Origin of the sequence: Citrobacter sp. Cpo071 (genome assembly GCF_030332765.1) — a bacterium.
Classification (GTDB): Bacteria; Pseudomonadota; Gammaproteobacteria; order Enterobacterales; family Enterobacteriaceae; genus Citrobacter; species Citrobacter portucalensis.
In genome coordinates this window covers 73632-93938 of record NZ_JAOWHE010000077.1, presented here as the reverse complement: position 1 = coordinate 93938, position 20307 = coordinate 73632, and the positions used below count along the sequence as shown (strand labels likewise).

At 52.1% G+C, this 20307-nt stretch carries 16 protein-coding genes; 5 read left to right on the top strand and 11 right to left on the bottom strand.

Annotated features, from left to right (window positions below; all coding sequences use genetic code 11):
- Positions 1–43: 43 nt before the first annotated feature.
- Entirely contained in the window at positions 44–868 is an 825-nt protein-coding gene (locus OGY09_RS09290) for a protein bax (RefSeq protein ID WP_008786441.1), read from the bottom strand.
- A gap of 316 nt (positions 869–1184) precedes the next feature.
- Between OGY09_RS09290 and malS the strand changes: the two genes are divergently transcribed.
- Both malS and avtA read left to right on the top strand, forming a co-directional pair.
- Positions 1185–3215, top strand: coding sequence for an alpha-amylase (gene malS, locus OGY09_RS09285; RefSeq protein ID WP_032945335.1), 2031 nt, complete (start codon positions 1185–1187; stop codon positions 3213–3215).
- 176 nt (positions 3216–3391) lie between these two features.
- Entirely contained in the window at positions 3392–4642 is a 1251-nt protein-coding gene (gene avtA, locus OGY09_RS09280; protein ID WP_003837697.1) for a valine--pyruvate transaminase, read from the top strand.
- A 34-nt stretch (positions 4643–4676) separates the two neighbouring features.
- Here avtA and OGY09_RS09275 read toward each other — a convergent pair whose 3' ends face one another.
- The gene (locus OGY09_RS09275) at positions 4677–5150 is read right to left on the bottom strand and encodes a 4Fe-4S dicluster domain-containing protein (protein WP_008786443.1); all 474 of its coding nucleotides are present in this window, start codon (positions 5148–5150) and stop codon (positions 4677–4679) included.
- Positions 5151–5315: 165 nt separating this feature from the next.
- Positions 5316–6131, bottom strand: coding sequence for a helix-turn-helix domain-containing protein (locus OGY09_RS09270; protein ID WP_003827350.1), 816 nt, complete (start codon positions 6129–6131; stop codon positions 5316–5318).
- Between the two features lie 252 nt (positions 6132–6383).
- Between OGY09_RS09270 and OGY09_RS09265 the strand changes: the two genes are divergently transcribed.
- Positions 6384–7784, top strand: coding sequence for an MFS transporter (locus tag OGY09_RS09265; protein ID WP_286590358.1), 1401 nt, complete (start codon positions 6384–6386; stop codon positions 7782–7784).
- A 10-nt stretch (positions 7785–7794) separates the two neighbouring features.
- The gene (locus tag OGY09_RS09260) at positions 7795–9750 is read left to right on the top strand and encodes a glycoside hydrolase family 127 protein (RefSeq protein WP_032945337.1); all 1956 of its coding nucleotides are present in this window, start codon (positions 7795–7797) and stop codon (positions 9748–9750) included.
- Between the two features lie 87 nt (positions 9751–9837).
- Here the strand turns inward: OGY09_RS09260 and OGY09_RS09255 are convergent, their stop codons facing one another.
- On the bottom strand, positions 9838–10578 hold the full coding sequence (locus tag OGY09_RS09255; protein WP_032945338.1) for a MipA/OmpV family protein: 741 nt from the start codon (positions 10576–10578) through the stop codon (positions 9838–9840).
- Positions 10579–10699: 121 nt separating this feature from the next.
- Here OGY09_RS09255 and OGY09_RS09250 point away from each other — a divergent pair, with 121 nt between their 5' ends.
- The gene (locus tag OGY09_RS09250; protein ID WP_032945340.1) at positions 10700–11650 is read left to right on the top strand and encodes a LysR family transcriptional regulator; all 951 of its coding nucleotides are present in this window, start codon (positions 10700–10702) and stop codon (positions 11648–11650) included.
- 15 nt (positions 11651–11665) lie between these two features.
- Here the strand turns inward: OGY09_RS09250 and OGY09_RS09245 are convergent, their stop codons facing one another.
- The 7 genes from OGY09_RS09245 to OGY09_RS09215 form a co-directional block, all read right to left on the bottom strand.
- On the bottom strand, positions 11666–12802 hold the full coding sequence (locus OGY09_RS09245; RefSeq protein ID WP_003827345.1) for an HlyD family secretion protein: 1137 nt from the start codon (positions 12800–12802) through the stop codon (positions 11666–11668).
- Between the two features lie 5 nt (positions 12803–12807).
- Entirely contained in the window at positions 12808–13131 is a 324-nt protein-coding gene (locus OGY09_RS09240; protein WP_032945342.1) for a DUF3302 domain-containing protein, read from the bottom strand.
- A 250-nt stretch (positions 13132–13381) separates the two neighbouring features.
- Entirely contained in the window at positions 13382–14920 is a 1539-nt protein-coding gene (gene aldB, locus OGY09_RS09235; RefSeq protein WP_008786449.1) for an aldehyde dehydrogenase AldB, read from the bottom strand.
- A gap of 92 nt (positions 14921–15012) precedes the next feature.
- On the bottom strand, positions 15013–16164 hold the full coding sequence (gene yiaY, locus OGY09_RS09230) for an L-threonine dehydrogenase (RefSeq protein WP_286590355.1): 1152 nt from the start codon (positions 16162–16164) through the stop codon (positions 15013–15015).
- Between the two features lie 188 nt (positions 16165–16352).
- A complete protein-coding gene (gene selB / locus OGY09_RS09225) occupies positions 16353–18197 on the bottom strand; it encodes a selenocysteine-specific translation elongation factor (RefSeq protein ID WP_032945345.1) in 1845 nt (614 codons plus the stop codon).
- The gene (gene selA, locus OGY09_RS09220) at positions 18194–19585 is read right to left on the bottom strand and encodes an L-seryl-tRNA(Sec) selenium transferase (protein ID WP_032945347.1); all 1392 of its coding nucleotides are present in this window, start codon (positions 19583–19585) and stop codon (positions 18194–18196) included. Before selA ends, selB begins: the two co-directional genes overlap by 4 nt.
- A gap of 98 nt (positions 19586–19683) precedes the next feature.
- Positions 19684–20292, bottom strand: coding sequence for a glutathione S-transferase (locus OGY09_RS09215; RefSeq protein WP_008786453.1), 609 nt, complete (start codon positions 20290–20292; stop codon positions 19684–19686).
- Positions 20293–20307: the final 15 nt, after the last annotated feature.

Genomic DNA, 20307 nt, shown 5'->3' with positions numbered 1-20307 from the left:
GATTATTGCCGGATGCGGCAAAGCCGCCATCCGGCACACAGAATTACATATGCGCGGCGATTAAACGCTGGTTATCCTGATACATTGCGAACAGATAGTTGTTGTAGCTCTGTCCTTTAGTGGAATAACCCTTCAGCTTATGAATCATCGCGGTAGCGGTGACTTCCTGATCGGCTTTACGCAGTTGCGCACGTGACTTACGGAATGAAGAGTAAGCCGGATGCGTGTTCAGGTTGATGACGTAAGCATTCACCGACTCTTTCACCGATTCAAACTGTGAGTAGCCTTTCACCTTACCCGGGGCATTATTACAACGACCTTTGCCACATTTCATGCCAAACAGGTTGTTGTTGCTACGCGCCAGCTTCGACGTACCCCAGCCACTTTCAGCCGCAGCCATGGTTGCCACCATACTGGTCGGGATAATGTCTACGCGCTCAAGCAGCGTATTCCATGGGATTTTACGCGTGTTGCCAGACCAGCTCACCTTGTAGCGCTTCGCGATGTCTTTCATACGCGTACGCTCAGTCGGTGACCAGCGGTTCTGGTACTGTTTTGAAATCAGCCAGTTACGGTCCGCCGTAATGGCAGCATTTTGACTGGTAATATAAGGCATAACCGTCCGGAGAAACGCTTTTTTCCTTGGTGTTCCGGAAGGGTATTTTCGCAAATCAGGAAGTGAACTACTCTTTGCACTATTGCGAGAATACTCTTGTTTACTGCTTACCTGTGTATTACTTGTCTTGATTACCTGGGGCTTGTGACTCGTTGTCGCCGTGTGTGTCTTTGCCAGCACCTCACCCGAAAATGCAACGGTGAGTAACATAAGAATCATTGCCCCATATCGTCGAATGGGAGTCAATATCATTAGGTCTCCTGGTCGGATTTATACATTCCAACACCTTATATTTTTCACAAAAATGAGAGATGAATCTCAAATCATATCAAAAATAGCCGTCAAGAGCACCCAAAGGAATAGTCCAATTCTGAAACCATGTCACGCATTAACGGTTCAGGGTGCTATTAATTCGAAGAAAATGTGGAGGTTATCGCAAAATAAGTTCATTTTTTGCGCGCGATCGCTCACCCTCACTTCTCCTCCTGGCGGAATCGACTCAAAGGAGGAGTTTCCGGCCTGATTTCACTGGCAAACTGGCGAAAATCGCAGCACCAAGGACAGCATTATGAAACTTGCCGCCGTTGCGCTGGCGCTCATGCCCGGCATTGCCATCGCCTCATCATGGACTTCTCAGGGACTCCCCACCTTCGAAGCGGAAGGTACGGGTAAATTCGTCAGCCATGCAGCGTTGACGAAGGGTACGCGTCCTTTAATCCTAAATTTTGACCAACAGTGCTGGCAGCCTGCTGATGCGATAAAACTCAACCAGATGCTGTCGCTAAAACCGTGTGAAGGCGCCCCACCGCAGTGGCGCTTATTCAAAGACGGCGATTACACGCTGGAAGTGGATACCCGCTCCGGAACGCCAACGTTGATGCTCTCGGTAAAAAGCGCCGCAGACCCTGTCACGACCCAGATTCGCCAGTGCCCGAAATGGGATGGTTCGCCGTTAACACTGGATGTGAGCCAGACCTTTCCGGAAGGTGCCGTGGTGCGTGATTTCTACAGCCAGCAAACGGCAACGGTAAAAAATGGGTCGATTACCCTACAGCCTGCCGCAGCCAGTAACGGACTGTTGCTGCTGGAACGGGCGGAAACCGATGCCCCGGCCGCTTTCGACTGGCATAACGCTACGGTGTATTTCGTCCTGACGGATCGCTTTGTAAATGGTGACCCAAGCAACGACCACAGCTACGGGCGTCGCAACGACGGCATGCAGGAAATTGGTACTTTCCACGGGGGCGATTTGCGCGGTCTGGCCAGCAAACTCGACTATCTACAACAGTTAGGCATCAACGCCCTGTGGATCAGCGCACCGTTTGAGCAAATTCACGGCTGGGTCGGCGGTGGCACCAAAGGCGATTTCCCCCATTATGCTTACCATGGCTATTACACTCAGGACTGGACCACGCTCGACGCGAATATGGGTAATGAAGCTGACCTGCGTGCGCTGGTTGACGGCGCGCACCAGCGCGGCATTCGCATCCTGTTTGATGTCGTCATGAATCATACCGGCTACGCCACGCTGGCGGATATGCAGGAGTATCATTTTGGGGCATTGTACTTGTCGGGCGATGAACTGAAAAACACGCTCGGTGAACGCTGGACGGAATGGAAGCCAGCCGCCGGGCAAAGCTGGCACAGCTTTAATGATTACATCAACTTCAGCGATAAAGCAGGCTGGGAAAAATGGTGGGGGAAAAACTGGATCCGCACCGATATTGGTGATTACGACAATCCGGGTTTTGACGACCTGACCATGTCGCTGGCTTTCCTGCCCGATCTGAAAACCGAATCCACCACGCCTTCCGGGCTGCCAAACTTTTATCTACACAAACCAGATACGCACGCTAAAGCTATTGCTGGTTACACGCCCCGAGATTATCTGACCCACTGGCTCAGCCAGTGGGTGCGTGATTACGGGATTGACGGGTTTCGGGTCGATACCGCCAAACACGTCGAACTTCCCGCCTGGCAGCAGTTAAAAACACAGGCCAGCGCGGCGCTGGTTGAATGGAAGAAAGCGAACCCGGATAAAGCGCTGGATGACAAACCTTTCTGGATGACCGGCGAGGCCTGGGGTCACGGCGTGATGCAAAGCGACTATTACCGTCACGGCTTTGATGCGATGATCAATTTCGACTATCAGGAGCAGGCGGCAAAGGCCGTCGATTGTCTGGCAAATATGGATGTCACCTGGCAACAAATGGCTGAAAAACTACAGGATTTCAACGTCCTGAGCTATCTTTCCTCGCACGATACGCGCCTGTTCCGCGAAGGTGGAGACAAAGCCGCCGAGCTATTGCTGCTGGCGCCAGGCGCGGTACAACTCTTTTACGGCGACGAATCGGCCCGGCCCTTTGGACCAACAGGTTCAGACCCATTGCAGGGTACGCGCTCAGAAATGAACTGGCCGGATGTGGCCGGGAAATCTGCCGCCAGCGTCACTCACTGGCAGCGCATCAGTCAGTTCCGGGCCAGACATCCCGCCATCGGTGCTGGTAAACAGACCACGCTGACATTGAAGCAGGGATACGGATTTATCCGCGAGCATGGCGACGATAAGGTGATGGTGGTGTGGGCCGGTCAGCCCTGATCCCAACAGGCTTCCCGCTGTGCATACAGCGGGAAACCCAACACAAAATAAAAAACCAGCCAGGCAAGCATCTGTAGCACAAAACATCAATCCAGCCCGCTCCCCCTGATTTGCACCCTGCCATAGGTAGCGCTATGGTTAGCCACTTTACTACTCAGTTCGACAGACCCCCTGCTATGACATTCTCACTTTTTGGCGACAAATTTACCCGCCATTCAGGCATCACCCGCCTGATGGAGGACCTCAACGACGGTTTACGCACCCCAGGCGCCATCATGCTCGGCGGTGGTAATCCGGCGCAAATTCCAGAGATGCAAAATTACTTCCAGTCTCTGCTGACAGATATGCTGGCAAACGGCAAAGCCACTGATGCGCTTTGCAATTATGACGGTCCGCAAGGGAAAACCGAGCTACTGTCTGAACTGGCGAAACTGCTACGTGAGAAGCAGGGTTGGGATATCGAGCCACAAAATATTGCACTGACAAATGGCAGTCAGAGCGCGTTTTTCTACTTATTCAATTTGTTCGCCGGACGCCGCGCTGACGGAACAACGCAAAAAGTGTTATTCCCGTTAGCGCCGGAATACATTGGCTATGCAGATTCCGGGCTGGAAGAAGATCTCTTCGTCTCAGCACGTCCGAACATTGAGCTGCTACCGGAAGGCCAGTTTAAGTATCACGTTGATTTTGAACACCTGCACATCGGTGAAGAGACAGGGATGATCTGCGTATCGCGCCCCACTAACCCGACAGGCAACGTGATCACCGACGACGAGCTGATGAAGCTGGACCGGCTGGCCAACCAGCATGGGATCCCGCTGGTGATTGATAACGCCTATGGCGTACCATTCCCTGGCATTATCTTTAGCGAAGCACGCCCGCTGTGGAACCCCAACATTGTGTTGTGCATGAGCCTTTCCAAGCTGGGTCTGCCAGGTTCCCGCTGCGGTATCATTATCGCGAATGAAAAAATCATCACTGCGATTACCAATATGAACGGCATCATCAGCCTTGCACCTGGCGGGATGGGACCGGCGATGATGTGCGAGATGATTAAACGTAACGATCTGCTGCGTCTGTCCGAAACGGTTATCAAGCCGTTTTACTATCAGCGCGTTCAGGAGACGATTGCGATTATTCGCCGCTACTTGTCTGAAGATCGCTGCCTTATCCATAAACCTGAAGGCGCGATTTTCCTGTGGCTATGGTTCAAAGATTTACCGATCACCACAGAACTGTTGTATCAGCGCCTGAAAGCGCGCGGCGTACTGATGGTTCCTGGTGACTACTTCTTCCCGGGGCTGGATAAACCCTGGCCGCATACCCATCAGTGCATGCGGATGAACTACGTGCCAGAGCCGGAGAAAATCGAAGCTGGCGTGAAGATTCTGGCGGAAGAGATCGAACGCGCCTGGCTGGAAGGCTAACGCAAACCCGACCCAGGTGCGGGTCGGGCTCACTTCACAGCGGCTGTGAACGCAGGCGCTGGCGCTGAATACTGACGGCATCAACACACTGCAACGCGCTGGTCGGGCAGGCTTCGACACACGCTGGTCCCGCCTCGCGATGCCAGCACAAATCGCATTTTATCGCCTGCACCCGCGACGAACGGGCAACGACATTCATTGCCCCAAACGGGCAGGCCAGCATACAGCTTTTACAACCAATACAACGTGCCTGTTCAACGAAGATATGCCCATGTTCACGACGAATGGCGTGAGTTGGACAAACATTCGCACAGGGAGCGTCTTCGCATTGATGGCAGGCGACCGCCGTGGTAAAGGCGTCGTCTTTGATGACCCGAATCCGCGGTATAAACGCAGAAGAAGAGACCGAAGCACAGTCCTGGTTTTGCTGATGCGCGACGACGCAGGCAACTTCGCAGGTACGACACCCAATACATTTTGCCGCATCCGCCATAATAAACGCGTTCATTGCCCCCTCCCTCTGCGTGAAAACCACAGAGTGCCAGAGAGACCGCCCCTGACGCTTTGATCGGACAGGGGAAACGGTTAAATACTGTCAGGTGCCTGAACGACTTTGGGGATTGCCTGCAATTTTGTAGGCCGGGTAAGCATAGCGCCACCCGGCGATCCTCATTTACGCCGAATTAATATGCTCTTTGCAGTAGCGCCTTTTCCACGCCGCAGGCGTCAGGCTGGTATGCTTACGAAAGATTTTACGAAAGTAACCCACATCATTAAATCCACATTTAATCGCCACTTCGGTAAGCGACAGCGAGTCACTGATCAACAGCTTTTCTGCCGCCCTTACCCGCTGGCGATGCAATGCTTCAGTTAGCGTCAGCCGGAAAGCGCTCCGGAATACACGCCCCAGATAATCTGCATTGCAATGCAGCTCTTTCGCCAGAGTTGAAGCACTAATCGGTAGGTGGAACTGGGTGTGGATTATTTGTTGCGCTTTCCATGCCAGCGCATTACCGGGGCTATCTGCGGGTTGCTCGCTAGCCGCCGCGGAGATTTGCTGCAAAATCAGCAGTAGGATCAGTTCCAGCGCAACGCTGCGATGAATATTTTCCTGCTCGCGTAAGAACTGGCGAAACAGCGAAATAATATATTGTGGCTCGCTAACCCGGGCATGCTGAGGAATCGCAAGCAACGGTTCTGTAAGTGAAGCATCGTTTTCTGCTGTCACCTCAAAGTGTAGCCAGTAAAATTTCAAATCAGCCGGAAACTGTCCCACACCAATATGCGAACGCTGCGGCCATAACAGCAAACTTTCTCCAGCATTCACGCAAAAAACGGTCTGGCCTTCGCGAATCGTTAATGTCCCTTTTTCGACAAAGATGATTTCCCAGGATTGCAATTGCCGCGCCGGATGGCTTCCCACACCTCGGGAAATAAATAGCCCACCATTTTGCACTTTAATCGGAAGAGACATGGATAATTCGAGCATATATATTCAAATTCCCGCTTTTTACATTATTTAAACTGCTCTTTATTATTGATTATTCACGATAAACTTGCTTTTCTCTGGATCGAAATCACATTTTTATAATGAAGTCGGAATTGTCATCTTTTTATACTTTTCTCTTCCCTTGTTGACCCAAACATTTCGTGCAGAATAAATAACGTACTTTGCAAATTACAAACAAATAACCCGCAACGTAGCGGGATACTTTCTGAACATCCTCTCCGGGAGTTATTTATGACTTCGGCTCCGATTACGACATCTGATTTGGCACAGCGTGCCCAGGACGACAAATTATCCCTGCGTGAAAAAATAGGTTATGGGTTAGGCGATGCTGGCGGGACGGTAATTACCTGTCTGATCATGAACTTCCTGACATTTTTCTATACCGATGTCTTCGGGTTAACGCCCGCGCTGGTCGGCACATTGTTTATTGCCCTGCGTGTATTTGATGCCATTTCCGATCCGATAATGGGCATACTTGCCGACCGCACGCAAAGCCGCTGGGGGCGTTTTCGCCCATGGCAGCTGTGGGTGGCAATTCCCATTGGCATCATTGGCGTACTCACGTTTACCGTCCCTGACGCCAGCATGAGCGTAAAAATAGCCTGGGCATTTGGCACCTATCTACTGCTCTCTGTCGGCTATACCGCCATCAACGTACCGTATTGTGCGCTGATCAACACCATGACGACCCGCCATAACGAGGTGATCGCCTGTCAGTCCTGGCGCTTTGTGCTGTGCGGCGTGGCGGGATTCCTTGTCTCCGTTGGTCTGCCGTGGATGGTGGATATTCTGGGTCAGGGCAATGCCGCGCAGGGTTATCAGTTCGGCGTGGGCATCCTGTGCGCCATCGCTGTGGTGATGTTCCTGTGCTGCTTCTTCTGGGTTCGCGAGCGTGTACCGCTGGCGATGATGGGGAAATTTACCCTGCGTGAACACATTGGTGGGCTACGCAAAAATGGCCAGTTGCTGCTGATGCTGGTGATGTCTTTCCTGCTGATTAACGTCTTCAATATTCGTGGCGGCGGGTACATGTATTTCATTACCTACGTGCTGGAAGGCAGTACCGCTTACACGTCGCTGTTTTTCACCATGGTGACCTTTGCGTCCATCATCGGTTCAGTGGTTGTCAGCCCGCTGACCCGCCGTATAGATACCGTCAAACTCTATTACTACACCAACCTGGTGCTGGCAGCCCTGGCAGTGATGATGTGGTTCCTGCCGACCGGTCCGGCTTATCAAACATTATGGCTGGCGGTTATTCTCGGCAACGGCATTATTCTGGGCTTTACGCTGCCTCTGCACTTCTCGCTGATGGCCTTTGCCGACGATTACGGCGAGTGGAAAACCGGCGTGCGTTCTTCCGGCATGAATTTCGCCTTCAACCTGTTTTTCATCAAGCTGGCCTGGGCCTCAAGTGCGGGGATCATCAGCCTGTTATTTATTTTTGTCGCCTATCAGCCAGGCGCTGGTAACCAAACCGCCAGTTCGCTGCAAGGAATTACCGCGATGGAGACGCTACTTCCCGCACTGTTCCACCTGCTGTTGGCGCTGTCTATCCGCATCTGCAAACTCAATAATCCGATGATGTCGCGCATTGCCACCGATCTGCGTCAGCGTCATGTACAGCCTTAAGGAGCACGAAATGAACGTACTGGAAGTCGACCTGCATAAGCTCACCGTCAGCGATCCGTTCCTCGGACAATACCAACAGTTGGTCCGTGATGTAGTGATCCCCTACCAGTGGGATGCGCTGAATGACCGCATTGCAGAGGCGGAACCAAGTCATGCGATAGAGAACTTTCGTATCGCCGCAGGACTGCAGGATGGCGAATTTTACGGCATGGTTTTTCAGGATAGCGACGTAGCGAAATGGCTGGAGGCAGTCGCCTGGTCCCTGTGCCAGAAACCTGATGCGGAACTTGAGAAAACCGCTGATGAGGTCATTGAACTGGTGGCTGCGGCACAGTGTGCAGACGGCTATCTCAATACTTACTTCACGGTAAAAGCTCCGGATGAACGCTGGACCAACCTCGCCGAATGCCATGAACTGTACTGCGCCGGTCATTTAATTGAAGCGGGCGTCGCATTCTTCCAGGCGACGGGTAAGCGTCGTCTGTTAGAAGTGGTGTGCCGCCTGGCGGATCATATCGACAGCGTGTTTGGGCTTGGTGAAAATCAGTTACGCGGCTACCCCGGACACCCGGAAATCGAGCTGGCCTTAATGCGCTTATATGAAGTGACTCAGCAGCCACGCTATATGGCGCTGGTAAATTACTTTGTTGAACAACGCGGCGCTCAGCCCCATTTCTATGACGAAGAGTACGAAAAGCGGGGGCAAACCTCTTACTGGCACACTTACGGCCCGGCGTGGATGGTGAAAGATAAACCCTACAGCCAGGCACATCAGCCCATTTCAGAACAGCAAACGGCTATCGGTCACGCGGTGCGCTTTGTATATCTGATGACCGGCGTGGCGCACCTGGCACGTTTAAGCCAGGACGAAGGCAAGCGTCAGGATTGCCTGCGTCTGTGGAAAAATATGGCCCAGCGCCAGTTGTACATTACCGGCGGCATTGGCTCTCAAAGCAGTGGCGAGGCGTTTAGCAGCGATTACGATCTGCCCAACGACTCCGTGTACGCGGAAAGCTGCGCTTCAATCGGACTGATGATGTTCGCCCGCAGAATGCTGGAAATGGAGGCCGACAGCCAGTATGCCGACGTCATGGAGCGCGCCCTGTATAACACCGTTCTCGGCGGCATGGCGCTGGACGGTAAACACTTCTTCTACGTTAACCCACTGGAAGTACACCCTAAGTCATTAAAATTCAATCATATTTACGACCACGTGAAGCCCGTTCGCCAACGCTGGTTCGGCTGCGCCTGCTGTCCGCCCAATATCGCCCGCGTCTTAACCTCAATTGGCCATTACATCTACACGCCACGTCAGGACGCGCTGTATATCAATATGTATGTGGGCAATAGCATGGAAGTCCCCGTGGCAGATGGCGCGCTCAAACTGCGCATTAGCGGGGATTATCCATGGCATGAGCAGGTGAAAATCGCCATTGAATCACCGCAGTCGATATATCACACCCTGGCCCTGCGCCTGCCAGACTGGTGCACCGCACCGCAGGTTTTACTGAATGGTCAGCCAGTTGAGCAGGATATTCGTAAAGGCTATTTGCACATCAGCCGAACCTGGCAGGAAGGCGATACGCTCAGTCTGACCCTGCCAATGCCGGTGCGTCGGGTGTACGGAAATCCATTAGTGCGTCATGTTGCCGGTAAGGTCGCCATTCAGCGTGGACCGCTGGTGTATTGCCTGGAGCAGGCCGATAACGGTGAGGAATTGCATAACCTGTGGTTGCCAAAAGAGAGTGAGTTCAGAGTATTCGAGGGTAAGGGATTGTTCAGCCATAAAATGTTAATTCAGGCTGAAGGCGTGAAGCAAAGTACTGCCGATGCAGCACAACAATCGTTGTGGCACTACGATGTTTCCCCAGCTTCGCGCCAGGCGCATACGTTGACGTTTATTCCGTGGTTTAGCTGGGCGAACCGTGGTGAAGGCGAAATGCGTATCTGGATAAACGAGCAGTAATAATAAGGCGGATGGCGGCGGTTAGCCCCCATCCGTCAATGTCTCATGAAAAGATTGCCCTCCTCCCTGAGGACAAACGGGTGAGAATCAGAAACGCCAGGTCAGACCGGACATAAAGGTGAAGCTGTCATCACGATCAACCATCGGACTATTTTTAATGTCATCCGGCAGTGCGCTATAGTTGGCGCTTGCCAGCAGCGTCAGGTTAGTGGTTAATGCGTATTTAGCGGACAGGCCAACATACGGTGTCCAGCTATCGCCTGGGGAATAGCTTGATAAGCCACTACGACGGGACTCATTACCCGAAATGCCGTAGTAGTATTCATTGAATTTTTCGTCATAGTAGAGCACGCCAATTGATGGCGTCAGCGTCAGCTTGCCCATCGGCATTGGACGGAACAGTGAAACTTCCCCTACCCAGCCATTACTGTTGTCCAGCACATCCGCAGCAGCAGAGACTTTCACGCTACCCCATCTTTCATGGTGATACCACGCGGCACCCGCCATTGCAGTTGCGTCACGCTTATCCAGCGTTTTCATCGCGTGATCGTCATTGTCGCCGGGATCAAACTCCAGCGGCATATAAGAGGCAGTAATACTAAATTCATTACTTTCACTCTTAGACAAAATATAACCTAGCGTTGTTTGCCTAAAATAAAATGATTCACTTTCATAACTGACAAGCGGTACTGCGTGAACATTATCATTATACCCGCGATAAGGTGATTCATTATATACAGCGCCAGCGCCAATAGAAAATTCTGCGGCAGTTGCACTCGCCATAAAAGAAAAGGCGAGCAGCGCCACAATATTGTGTTTAATTAACATGCCAACATTCCATTTTAAAATAAGCTACAAAGCGGGTGCATAATAATGCTTACAATTTCATCGGTGCAAGGTTCATATTTATATAGTAATATATATAAAATTATATATATTGGGCTTGGCGATGAATAAATTACAACTTAAACACCGGGAACTGAAGATTATTTCGGTAATTGCTGCCAGTGAAAATATCAGCCATGCCGCTACTGTTCTCGGCATTGCTCAGGCCAATGTAAGTAAGTATCTTGCTGATTTTGAATCAAAAGTTGGGCTAAAGGTATTTGACCGCACCACCCGACAACTGACCCTCACGCCGTTTGGTATAGCGTTACTTCCTTACATCAATGACATGTTAGACAGAAATGATCAGTTAAATAATTTCATTGCTGATTATAAGCACGAGAAACGTGGAAAAGTAACGGTATATGCACCAACCGGAATTATTGCTTACTTATCGCAACATGTTATTGCAAAAATTATGGATATTGGCGATATCAGTCTGGTGCTAAAAACCTATAACCTGGATCGCAAAGCATTTTATGAAGGCGTCGACTTTCCTGACGATTGTGATATTTTACTTTCCTATGCTCATCCTAAAGATGAATCACTGGTCGCCAGTTTTATCACTAAATATGCGGTTATTGCTTTTGCCAGCCAGGAATATCTCACAAAGCATCCCATTAGCAGTCCTGATGAATTAGTCAACCACTCCTGTATTCTAATTGATTCTATGATGATTGATGATGCCAACATTTGGCGATTCAATTCCGCTGAAGACAAAAAGATGCGTGACTATCGCGTTACGGGAAATTACATCTGCGACAATACACAATCTGCACTGGCGCTGGCGCGTAACCATTTGGGGATTGTTTTTGCGCCAAATGAAAGTGTGCAAAAAGATTGTCGTTCCGAGATGCTGGTCCCGTGTTTCTCAGAACAACATGAATGGTGGCTGGATTTAGTGGCGATTTTCCGCAAGCGTGAATACCAGCCCTGGCGAGTGCAGTATATTCTCGATGCAATGCTCGCGGAGATACGTCAGCAACTTGCTCAGGCGATACGACAGCCTGAGTAAGCGAAATAGCCTGCGCTAGTGGTCGAGGTACAGGTAATGCACCCAACTGGTCATCCGCAGCAACACCTTGCGCATGACCGACACATGTTCGAAGTGGTCAGAGTAAACGGCGACCTGGGCGTAGATCCCATCAGGTAATGCGTTCACATCCGCATTGTCATTCAGCTCAATCGTGGCGATTACCCCTTCCGAACCAGGCGTAGAGTTTAAAGATTGCAGTGCCCCGTTCGACTGGTATGTACCACCCGGTACTGCCGGACTAATAGCTGCCAGTTTACCGCTAAACACCTTACCCGGCAGGGCATTAAACACCACTTCCGCTTCATCGCCTGGCTCCAGTCGCAACAACGAGTTTTGACGGAACTGGGCGATAATTTGTCGTTTCTGATCCGGGATGAATACCATGACCGGGCGCATCGGCAGCGCGGCGGCATAGGTTCCTGGGCGCATCAGCACCTGAGTGACGTAACCATCGCTGGGCGCGCGAACCACGGTCTGGTCCAGGTTGAACTCTGCTTCCGCTAGCTGTGCTTTCAGGCTGGCAATTTGCGAATTCTCACCCAGTACCAGGCTGTCCAACTGGCTCTGAATTTGCTGTTGTTCTGCAACGGAGGATTTCACCGAAGCTTCCTGCGCCAGGTAGTTTTGGCGCGCCGCGTCGATATCGCGTTCAGAAAAAGGATTCACCTTCGCCTGACTCCCCTGCGCATAGCGCTGGTAATCTTTTGCCAGTTTGTCACGCGTGGCCTTTGCCCGCTGCGTGTTGGCTTTCATTTCGTCTAACTGCGCAACCAGAGCCTGCTCTTTATGCTGTGCGGTAACAATATCAGCCTTCAGGCGATCGACCCGCGCCTGATAACGCCCTGGATTAAGCTTAAACAGAACCTCGCCTTTTTTGATTAGCGTATTCTTCTTATCCGTCACTTCTGTCACTACACCCGTTACCTGCGGCACCACGGGAATAGAAATTACCGCTTTTTGTGCCTTAAATGTATACGGATGGTTATAATTCATCAGTAATATAAGTCCGCAAACAATGAATATACCGCCTAATGCCGCGGTAGGAACTGTCCATTTATTTACAGGAATTTTAAAAATTTTAAATATTGACCATGCACACGCCACATAGGTCAGAACAATCAGTAAATCCATCGATATTACTCCGCCGGAGAGGTCTTGGCCTCACCCAGTTTCTTTTCCAGATCCGCAACCCTTGCCTGAAGCTGGCTCAGGGAAGAATCCGCGCTCTGCATGCCCCACCCGCGTTCCGGGCGATAAAGCGTTGCCCAGATCCATAAAAAGGGCCAAATAACATGTAAGGTAAACAAACTAACCCACCCCGCAACATGTATTGCGTCGGCATGAGGATGGTTACGTTTCTTTGCAATTAGATAGGGAATATCATGCAGAATAATAATCCCGTAAAAAATGACCAGGAATACAAAAATAAGCACTCCTAATGCAAAATAATTAAGGAACATATTTGCCTCAGGGATTTAAATTAAGGAATTCGGATGCAATTTGATTTAAACAATAGAGTTGATAATAGTATTGGAATGACCAGATTGGATGCAATTATCTTATTTATATAACGATATATGGGTTTATATATACCCGTCGTCTTTCGAGCTGCTTCTTTGTTGGCTGCGTTCGTTCACCCCAGCCACTTACCTGAGGACATAACTTGATGCCCGGTACGCTAAACGCGACCGGGCAGTAGGTGACGTGAAATTAAAACAGCCCCAGTGGTTTATCAGAGTAGCTCACTAACAGGCATTTGGTTTGCTGATAATGCTCAAGCATCATCTTATGCGTCTCGCGCCCGATACCCGACTGCTTGTAGCCGCCGAACGCCGCATGTGCCGGGTAAGCATGGTAACAGTTGGTCCAAACTCGTCCCGCCTGAATCCCACGCCCCATTTTGTAAGCCAGATTTCCGTTACGACTCCAGACGCCAGCGCCAAGCCCATATTGGGTGTCATTAGCGATTTCCAGCGCTTCCTCCATAGTTTTGAAGGTCGTGACGGCCAGCACCGGTCCGAAGATCTCCTCCTGGAAAACCCGCATGTTGTTCTTACCAAACAGAATAGTCGGTTCGAGGTAGTACCCCTCTTTTAACTCGCCATCCAGCTGCTTGCGCCGCCCGCCGGTGAGAACATCTGCCCCTTCTTTTTTACCAATGTCGATGTAATTCAGAATGGTTTCCAGTTGACCATGCGACACCTGCGCGCCCATTTGCGTCACGCTGTCTAACGGGTTGCCGCTACGGATACTTTCCACCCGACGAATGGCTCTTTCCATAAAACGTTCGTAAATGGATTCTTGTACCAGCGCCCGACTCGGGCAGGTACATACTTCGCCCTGGTTGAAGGCAAACAATGCAAAACCTTCCAGCGCTTTGTCAAAGAACGCATCTTCTTCATCCATCACGTCCGCGAAGAAGATATTGGGGGATTTCCCGCCCAGCTCCAGCGTGACAGGGATAATGTTCTGCGTGGCGTACTGCATGATCTGCTGCCCAACTTCCGTTGAGCCGGTAAACGCCACTTTTGCAATGCGTTTTGACGTCGCCAGATACTCACCGATTTCCCCTCCCGCGCCGTTTACCACGTTCACCACGCCTGGCGGGAGCAGATCGCCGACAACTTCCATCAGCAACAACACGGACAGCGGCGTCAGGCGCGCAGGTTTAAGCACGACACAGTTACCGGCAGCCAGGGCGGGCGCCATCTTCCAACTGGCCATCAACAGCGGGAAGTTCCACGGGATAATTTGCCCCACCACGCCAAGAGGTTCATGGAAGTGATACGCCACGGTATCGCTATCAACTTCGCTTATTCCCCCTTCCTGTGCACGAATACAGGACGCGAAATAGCGGAAATGGTCAATCGCCAGCGGCACATCTGCCGCGCTGGTTTCACGGATGGGTTTACCGTTATCCCAGGTTTCAGCCGTCGCCAGCAGCTCCAGATTTTGCTCCATACGATCGGCAATTTTGAACAAAATCGCCGCCCTGTCCTGCACGGAAGTCTGCGCCCATTTGTCTTTTGCTTTGTGCGCGGCATCCAGTGCCAAATCGATGTCCTTTTTGCCGGAAGAGGCCACTTCGCACAGTAATTGCCCGGTTACCGGCGTCAGGTTTTGGTAATACTCACCGTCCACCGGTGCGATCCAGTCACCGCCGATAAAGTTATCGTATCGGGCTTTTAACTTCAGAGGGTAACCATACTCGCCGGGATAAATACGCGTTGAAGGGGGGTTATTGGTCATGACCGTCTCCTTGCTGTAGGGGTACTACAAGGGTAGACGGGACTGGCGAATTATTCGCCAGCCTTTTACTGCTTTACGACAGGTATCACGAATTACATGGCAGCACGATAAATCGCTATGATTTCTTCATGTGTCGCCTGAATCGGGTTAGTGAAACCACAGGCATCTTTCAGGGCATTAGTCGCCAGAACGGCAAAATCTTCTTCTTTCACGTTCAGCTCACGCAGCCCAGCCGGAATATTCACTTTCTGCGCCAGTTCACGGATCGCCGCGATGCAGGCTTCTGCCCCTTGATCTTCGCTCAGACCAGCAACGTTCACACCCATTGCCGAGGCGCAATCGCGCAGACGGGCGGCAGCAACTTTGCTATTAAATACCTGTACGTGCGGCAGCAGTACGGCATTACATACTCCGTGTGGCAGATCGTAGAAGCCACCCAGCTGGTGCGCCATCGCATGCACGTAGCCAAGAGAGGCATTGTTAAATGCCATACCTGCAAGGAACTGCGCATAGGCCATGGCTTCGCGCGCCTGAGCATTGCCGCCCTCTTCCACGGCGACCGGCAGGTTTTCCGCAATCATGGCGACCGCTTTAAGCGCGCACGCATCGGTAATGGGGGTCGCAGCAATAGAAACATAGGCTTCGATAGCGTGAGTCAGCGCATCCATACCTGTAGCCGCCGTCAGAGACTTCGGCATACCGGCCATCAGCGAGGAGTCATTGACGGACAGCAGCGGTGTAACATGCTTATCCACAATCGCCATTTTAATGTGGCGTACTTCATCAGTGATGATGCAGAAGCGGGTCATTTCAGATGCCGTACCCGCCGTGGTGTTGATGGCGATCATCGGCAGCTGCGGTTTTGCAGAGCGGTCTACACCTTCGTAGTCACGAATATCGCCACCATTAGCCGCCACCAGCGCAATGCCCTTCGCACAATCGTGAGGAGAGCCGCCGCCGAGAGAAATAACGCTATCACAGTCATTTTCTTTCAGCATTTTCAGGCCAGCAGCAACATTACTGGTCGTGGGGTTAGGATGCGTACCATCGTAAATTACGCTGGAAATATCATGTTCCTGTAGCACTTTTTGAATATCGCCAGCCATACCTAATTTCGTCAGCATGGCATCCGTAACAATCAGCGTACGGCGAAAACCATATTCCGCCATTGTATTCATTGCGTCTTTTAATGCGTCAGCGCCGATTACATTCACGGAAGGAATAAAAAATGTTGAAGCAGCCATTGTACGATCCTTAATTACTCTAAAGAGGTAGGAAGCATACGAGTGAAATTTCCAACAAAATATGATCGTGGTTGTTATTTTAATAACACTTACAATTAAAAAGCACATTAGGTTCATAATCTAATGTGCTTATTTCAATCAACATCTATTTTGTATTAATTCATTTAATCCATGAATTAATTGTTTCATTATTTTTCAGGGAACAGCAAGGCATCGCGTAATAAATGATCATTTCCCCGACGGCGAGTAAAACCAATGCGGTCAAAATATTCCAGAATTTGGATAGCCAATTTGCGCCCAACGTTAAGCCTGTCGCGAAAATCGGCGGCACATGTCGATCCCCTTTCCTGATCCAGTTCGCGGATCATATTGGCAAAGGCCACAATCCGATCGTTACGGTAATAACGATCTTTCACGATCGCGGTAATGATGCCTTGCTGTGCCGCTTGTCGTAACGCCACACGCATCATCTGCTCATCCGTTCCCGTTTGTTTTGCCAAATCGCGCACCCACCACGGCTCATCGCCAAAAAGTGGTTCTACTTTTTGCCAGATTGCCAACTGCTCATCGCTGAAACCCGCCTTATGTTCCGGCAAATGCAACCAGCCATGATGGCTATGGATCGCGCCACTCTCGCGCATCTTTTCAATTAGCAGCAATACCAGCGCTTCGTCTTCCATCGGCAAAGCCATACGGCGCAGGCGCTCGCGCCCGGGTCCTGGTTCATCACGGTGCTGCTCATGGTAGGTCGCCAGCGTATCGAGAACTTTCCGCTGCCAGCGCGCGGCAACGGGGGCATTCAACAGGCTGTATCCCGCCTGAATAAATCCATGTTGCTCAATCAACGGACGCATACCATTGCCATTGAGCTGACGCGCCCAGGCAAAGTCAGGAATATTCACCGCCCCACGCGCCAGGTGCAGCGCCAGAGCGTCACCGTCAGTCTCCGCGTTTTCCAGCGCCGACAGCCACTGTAAATATTCCGGCTTACGCTTTCCGCGTCGCGGCGGATTAAGCGTCACAACACGTGCACCTGCCAGCGTTGTCCGGGCAGAAATATCACGCAGCACCAGACGGTCGTTATCAGCAAGCCAGAGTGGTGTATCAAACACCAGTTCCGCCAGCGTTCCTTCAAGCAGAGAGATGCGCCCGGTGACATGGCTGGCCGCGTGGTGAATATGCAACGGTTGCCACTGCATCAGCGGCGCGGCATGTTCTAAAGAAACAATCACGCGGGTAAAAGCCTCTGGCGGCGCATCGGAAAGCAGCCAGTCGCCGCGGTTTAGTTCTTCTTTTTGCGCATCACCGGCAATATTCAGCGCAATACGTTGTCCCGCTTGCGCGCGGTCGGTGGCCTGGTTTTGTGCATGCAAGCTACGTACGCGCATCGGTTTGTTGACGCCCGTGAGCCACAGCGTGTCACCGACATTCACTTCACCGCTGAGCGCCGTCCCGGTTACCACCAGTCCTGCGCCTTTGACCGTAAAGGCGCGGTCAATCGCCAGGCGGAAGCTGTGATCGCGGGCATGCTCGCGCGACGTTAATTGCAACAAATGGTCACGCAGTTCCTCGATGCCACGGCCTTCACTGGCCGCAGTGACAAAAAGCACCGACTCCGCGAAACCATAATTCCCCAGCGTGGCCTGAATCTCCGCACGCACCTCTTCAATTCTTGCTTCGTCTACGCGGTCGGCTTTCGTGAGTGCCACGGTGATCTGCGGATTGCCCGTCAGCTGCAGAATTTGCAAATGCTCACGGGTTTGCGCCATTACGCCATCATCACACGCCACCACCAGCAACGCATGATCGATGCCGCCGACCCCCGCCAACATGTTGGACAAAAACTTTTCGTGTCCAGGAACGTCGATAAACCCCAGCACCCGCCCATCCGGCTGCGGCCAGTAGGCATAGCCGAGATCGATGGTCATGCCGCGCTTTTTTTCTTCCGGCAGACGGTCGGCATTCACACCGGTAATCGCCTGTAATAACGTTGTTTTTCCGTGGTCAACGTGTCCGGCGGTTGCAATAATCATTTCAGCATCATCTCCATAAACCGGGTCTCGTCTTCAAGGCAGCGCAGATCCAGCCATAAGCGGCCATCATAAATTCGCCCAATAACCGGTACGGGCAGCGTACGCCAACGGGCTGCCAACGCTTCGAGGCGGCTCCCGCGCCCATCATGTGGGGTAAAGGTTAGCGCCGCGCTGGGCAGCCTATCAACAGGTAGTGAGCCGCTGCCAATCTGCGACAGGCAAGGCATCACATTCAGGGCGAACTCATCGCCGTAATGCTCTGCAAGCTGTGCCTGTAATTGCTGTGCCTGCGCGTGGATCGCTTCTTGTGAGCGGGTGAGCTGGCGCAACGTCGGCAACTTCTCCGCCAGTGCTTCCGGGTGCAGATAGAGCCGTAGCGTCGCTTCCAGCGCAGCCAGTGTCATTTTATCTGCCCGTAATGCGCGTTTCAGCGGATGGCTCTGCAAACGAGCGATCATCTCTTTTTTACCGACAATTATCCCAGCCTGCGGCCCGCCCAGCAGTTTATCGCCGGAGAAACTCACCAGACTGACGCCAGCGGCAATCAGTTGCTGCGGCATCGGCTCCTGCGGCAAACCATACTGGCTGAGATCGACCAGCGAACCACTGCCCAGATCCGCCACCACCGGTATATCCAGCTCCTGGCCAATTACGGCCAGCTCCGCCTCATCCACCGACTTTGTGAAGCCTTCAATGCTGTAATTACTGGTATGCACTTTCATCAGCAGACCGGTGTTTTCATTCACTGCCTGGCGGTAATCTTTCGCATGGGTCCGGTTGGTGGTCCCCACCTCGCGTAGAATGCATCCGGCCTGACACATGACGTCCGGAATACGAAACGCGCCGCCAATTTCCACCAGCTCGCCGCGAGAAACAACCACCTCTTTGCCGTTCGCCGTGGCGGCCAGCATCAGTAGAACAGCTGCCGCATTGTTATTGACGATACAGGCGTCTTCCGCCCCCGTCAGACGGCAGAGTAAATCCGCCAGGGCCCGATCCCGATGTCCCCGCCCGGCATCATCCAGACTGTATTCCAGCGTCACCGGCGTGCGCATCGCCTGTACCACCGCTTCAATTGCTTCTTCGGCCTGCGACGCGCGCCCAAGGTTGGTATGCAGCACCGTTCCGGTCAGGTTAATCACCGGGCGTAGCGCACTTTGCGATTCTCGTTCCAGCCGGGCGCTGGCTTCTTGTGCCCAGTCCTCACACCATGCCGGGAGCGCGTGCGTGTCGCGAATAGCTTCTCTGGCTTCATCGAGCATGTGACGCAGCAGGTCAACCACCCGGGTATGGCCGTGAGATTCACGTAGGGCTGGGAAGGCGCTATCGCGCAATAAACGATCGATAGCAGGAAGCTGGCTGTAGAGTGAACGCATGTCGGTTGTCATGAAAGGGCCTGGCTGTTGGTGGCCCTCTCCACCGTGGAGAGGGATATCGATATAGGAAGGATTGTACCGTGACTTTGCTCAGGCGGACATAATACGCATCAAGCCTTTGGCGGTTCTGTACGGGCAAAACTCTCGCGTTGAAAGAGCGTTTCCACCAGTTTGACCAGACGGGGTCGGTCAACACACCAACCGGGCGCAACCCGACGGAAATTGAGATAACCGACGGCGCAGGCAATCGCAATGGTTGCCAGGTTAACCGTATCCGTTTTCAGCGTACCATCCGCCAGATAGCCTTCCAGCACATCCAGACTACGGGTGATCTTCTCACGCTGACGTAATAATTCAGTTTCTGACTGCTGCGCGGCAGGGCGAGCCTGTTCGCGCACCGAAACTAAACCGGCATCCATAATGCCGTCTGCCAACGCTTCCAACTGGCGTACCTTCAGCGCAGCCAGCGGATCACGCGGCAGCATGGCTGGTGCAATATCCAGTAGCTCTATATATTCCGCGATGATAGGAGAATCAAACCAATACTCGCCCGCATCGGTGACCAACGCGGGTACTTTACCTAACGGGTTATAGCGCGCCACGCCGCTATCCGCGTTATAGGGGAGTTCATTCACAAATTCGAAGGTGATGCCCTTTTCCAGTAACAGAATAGAAATTTTACGCACAAAAGGGCTGGTATAGCTGCCAATGAGTTTCATGCCGGGTCCTTTTTG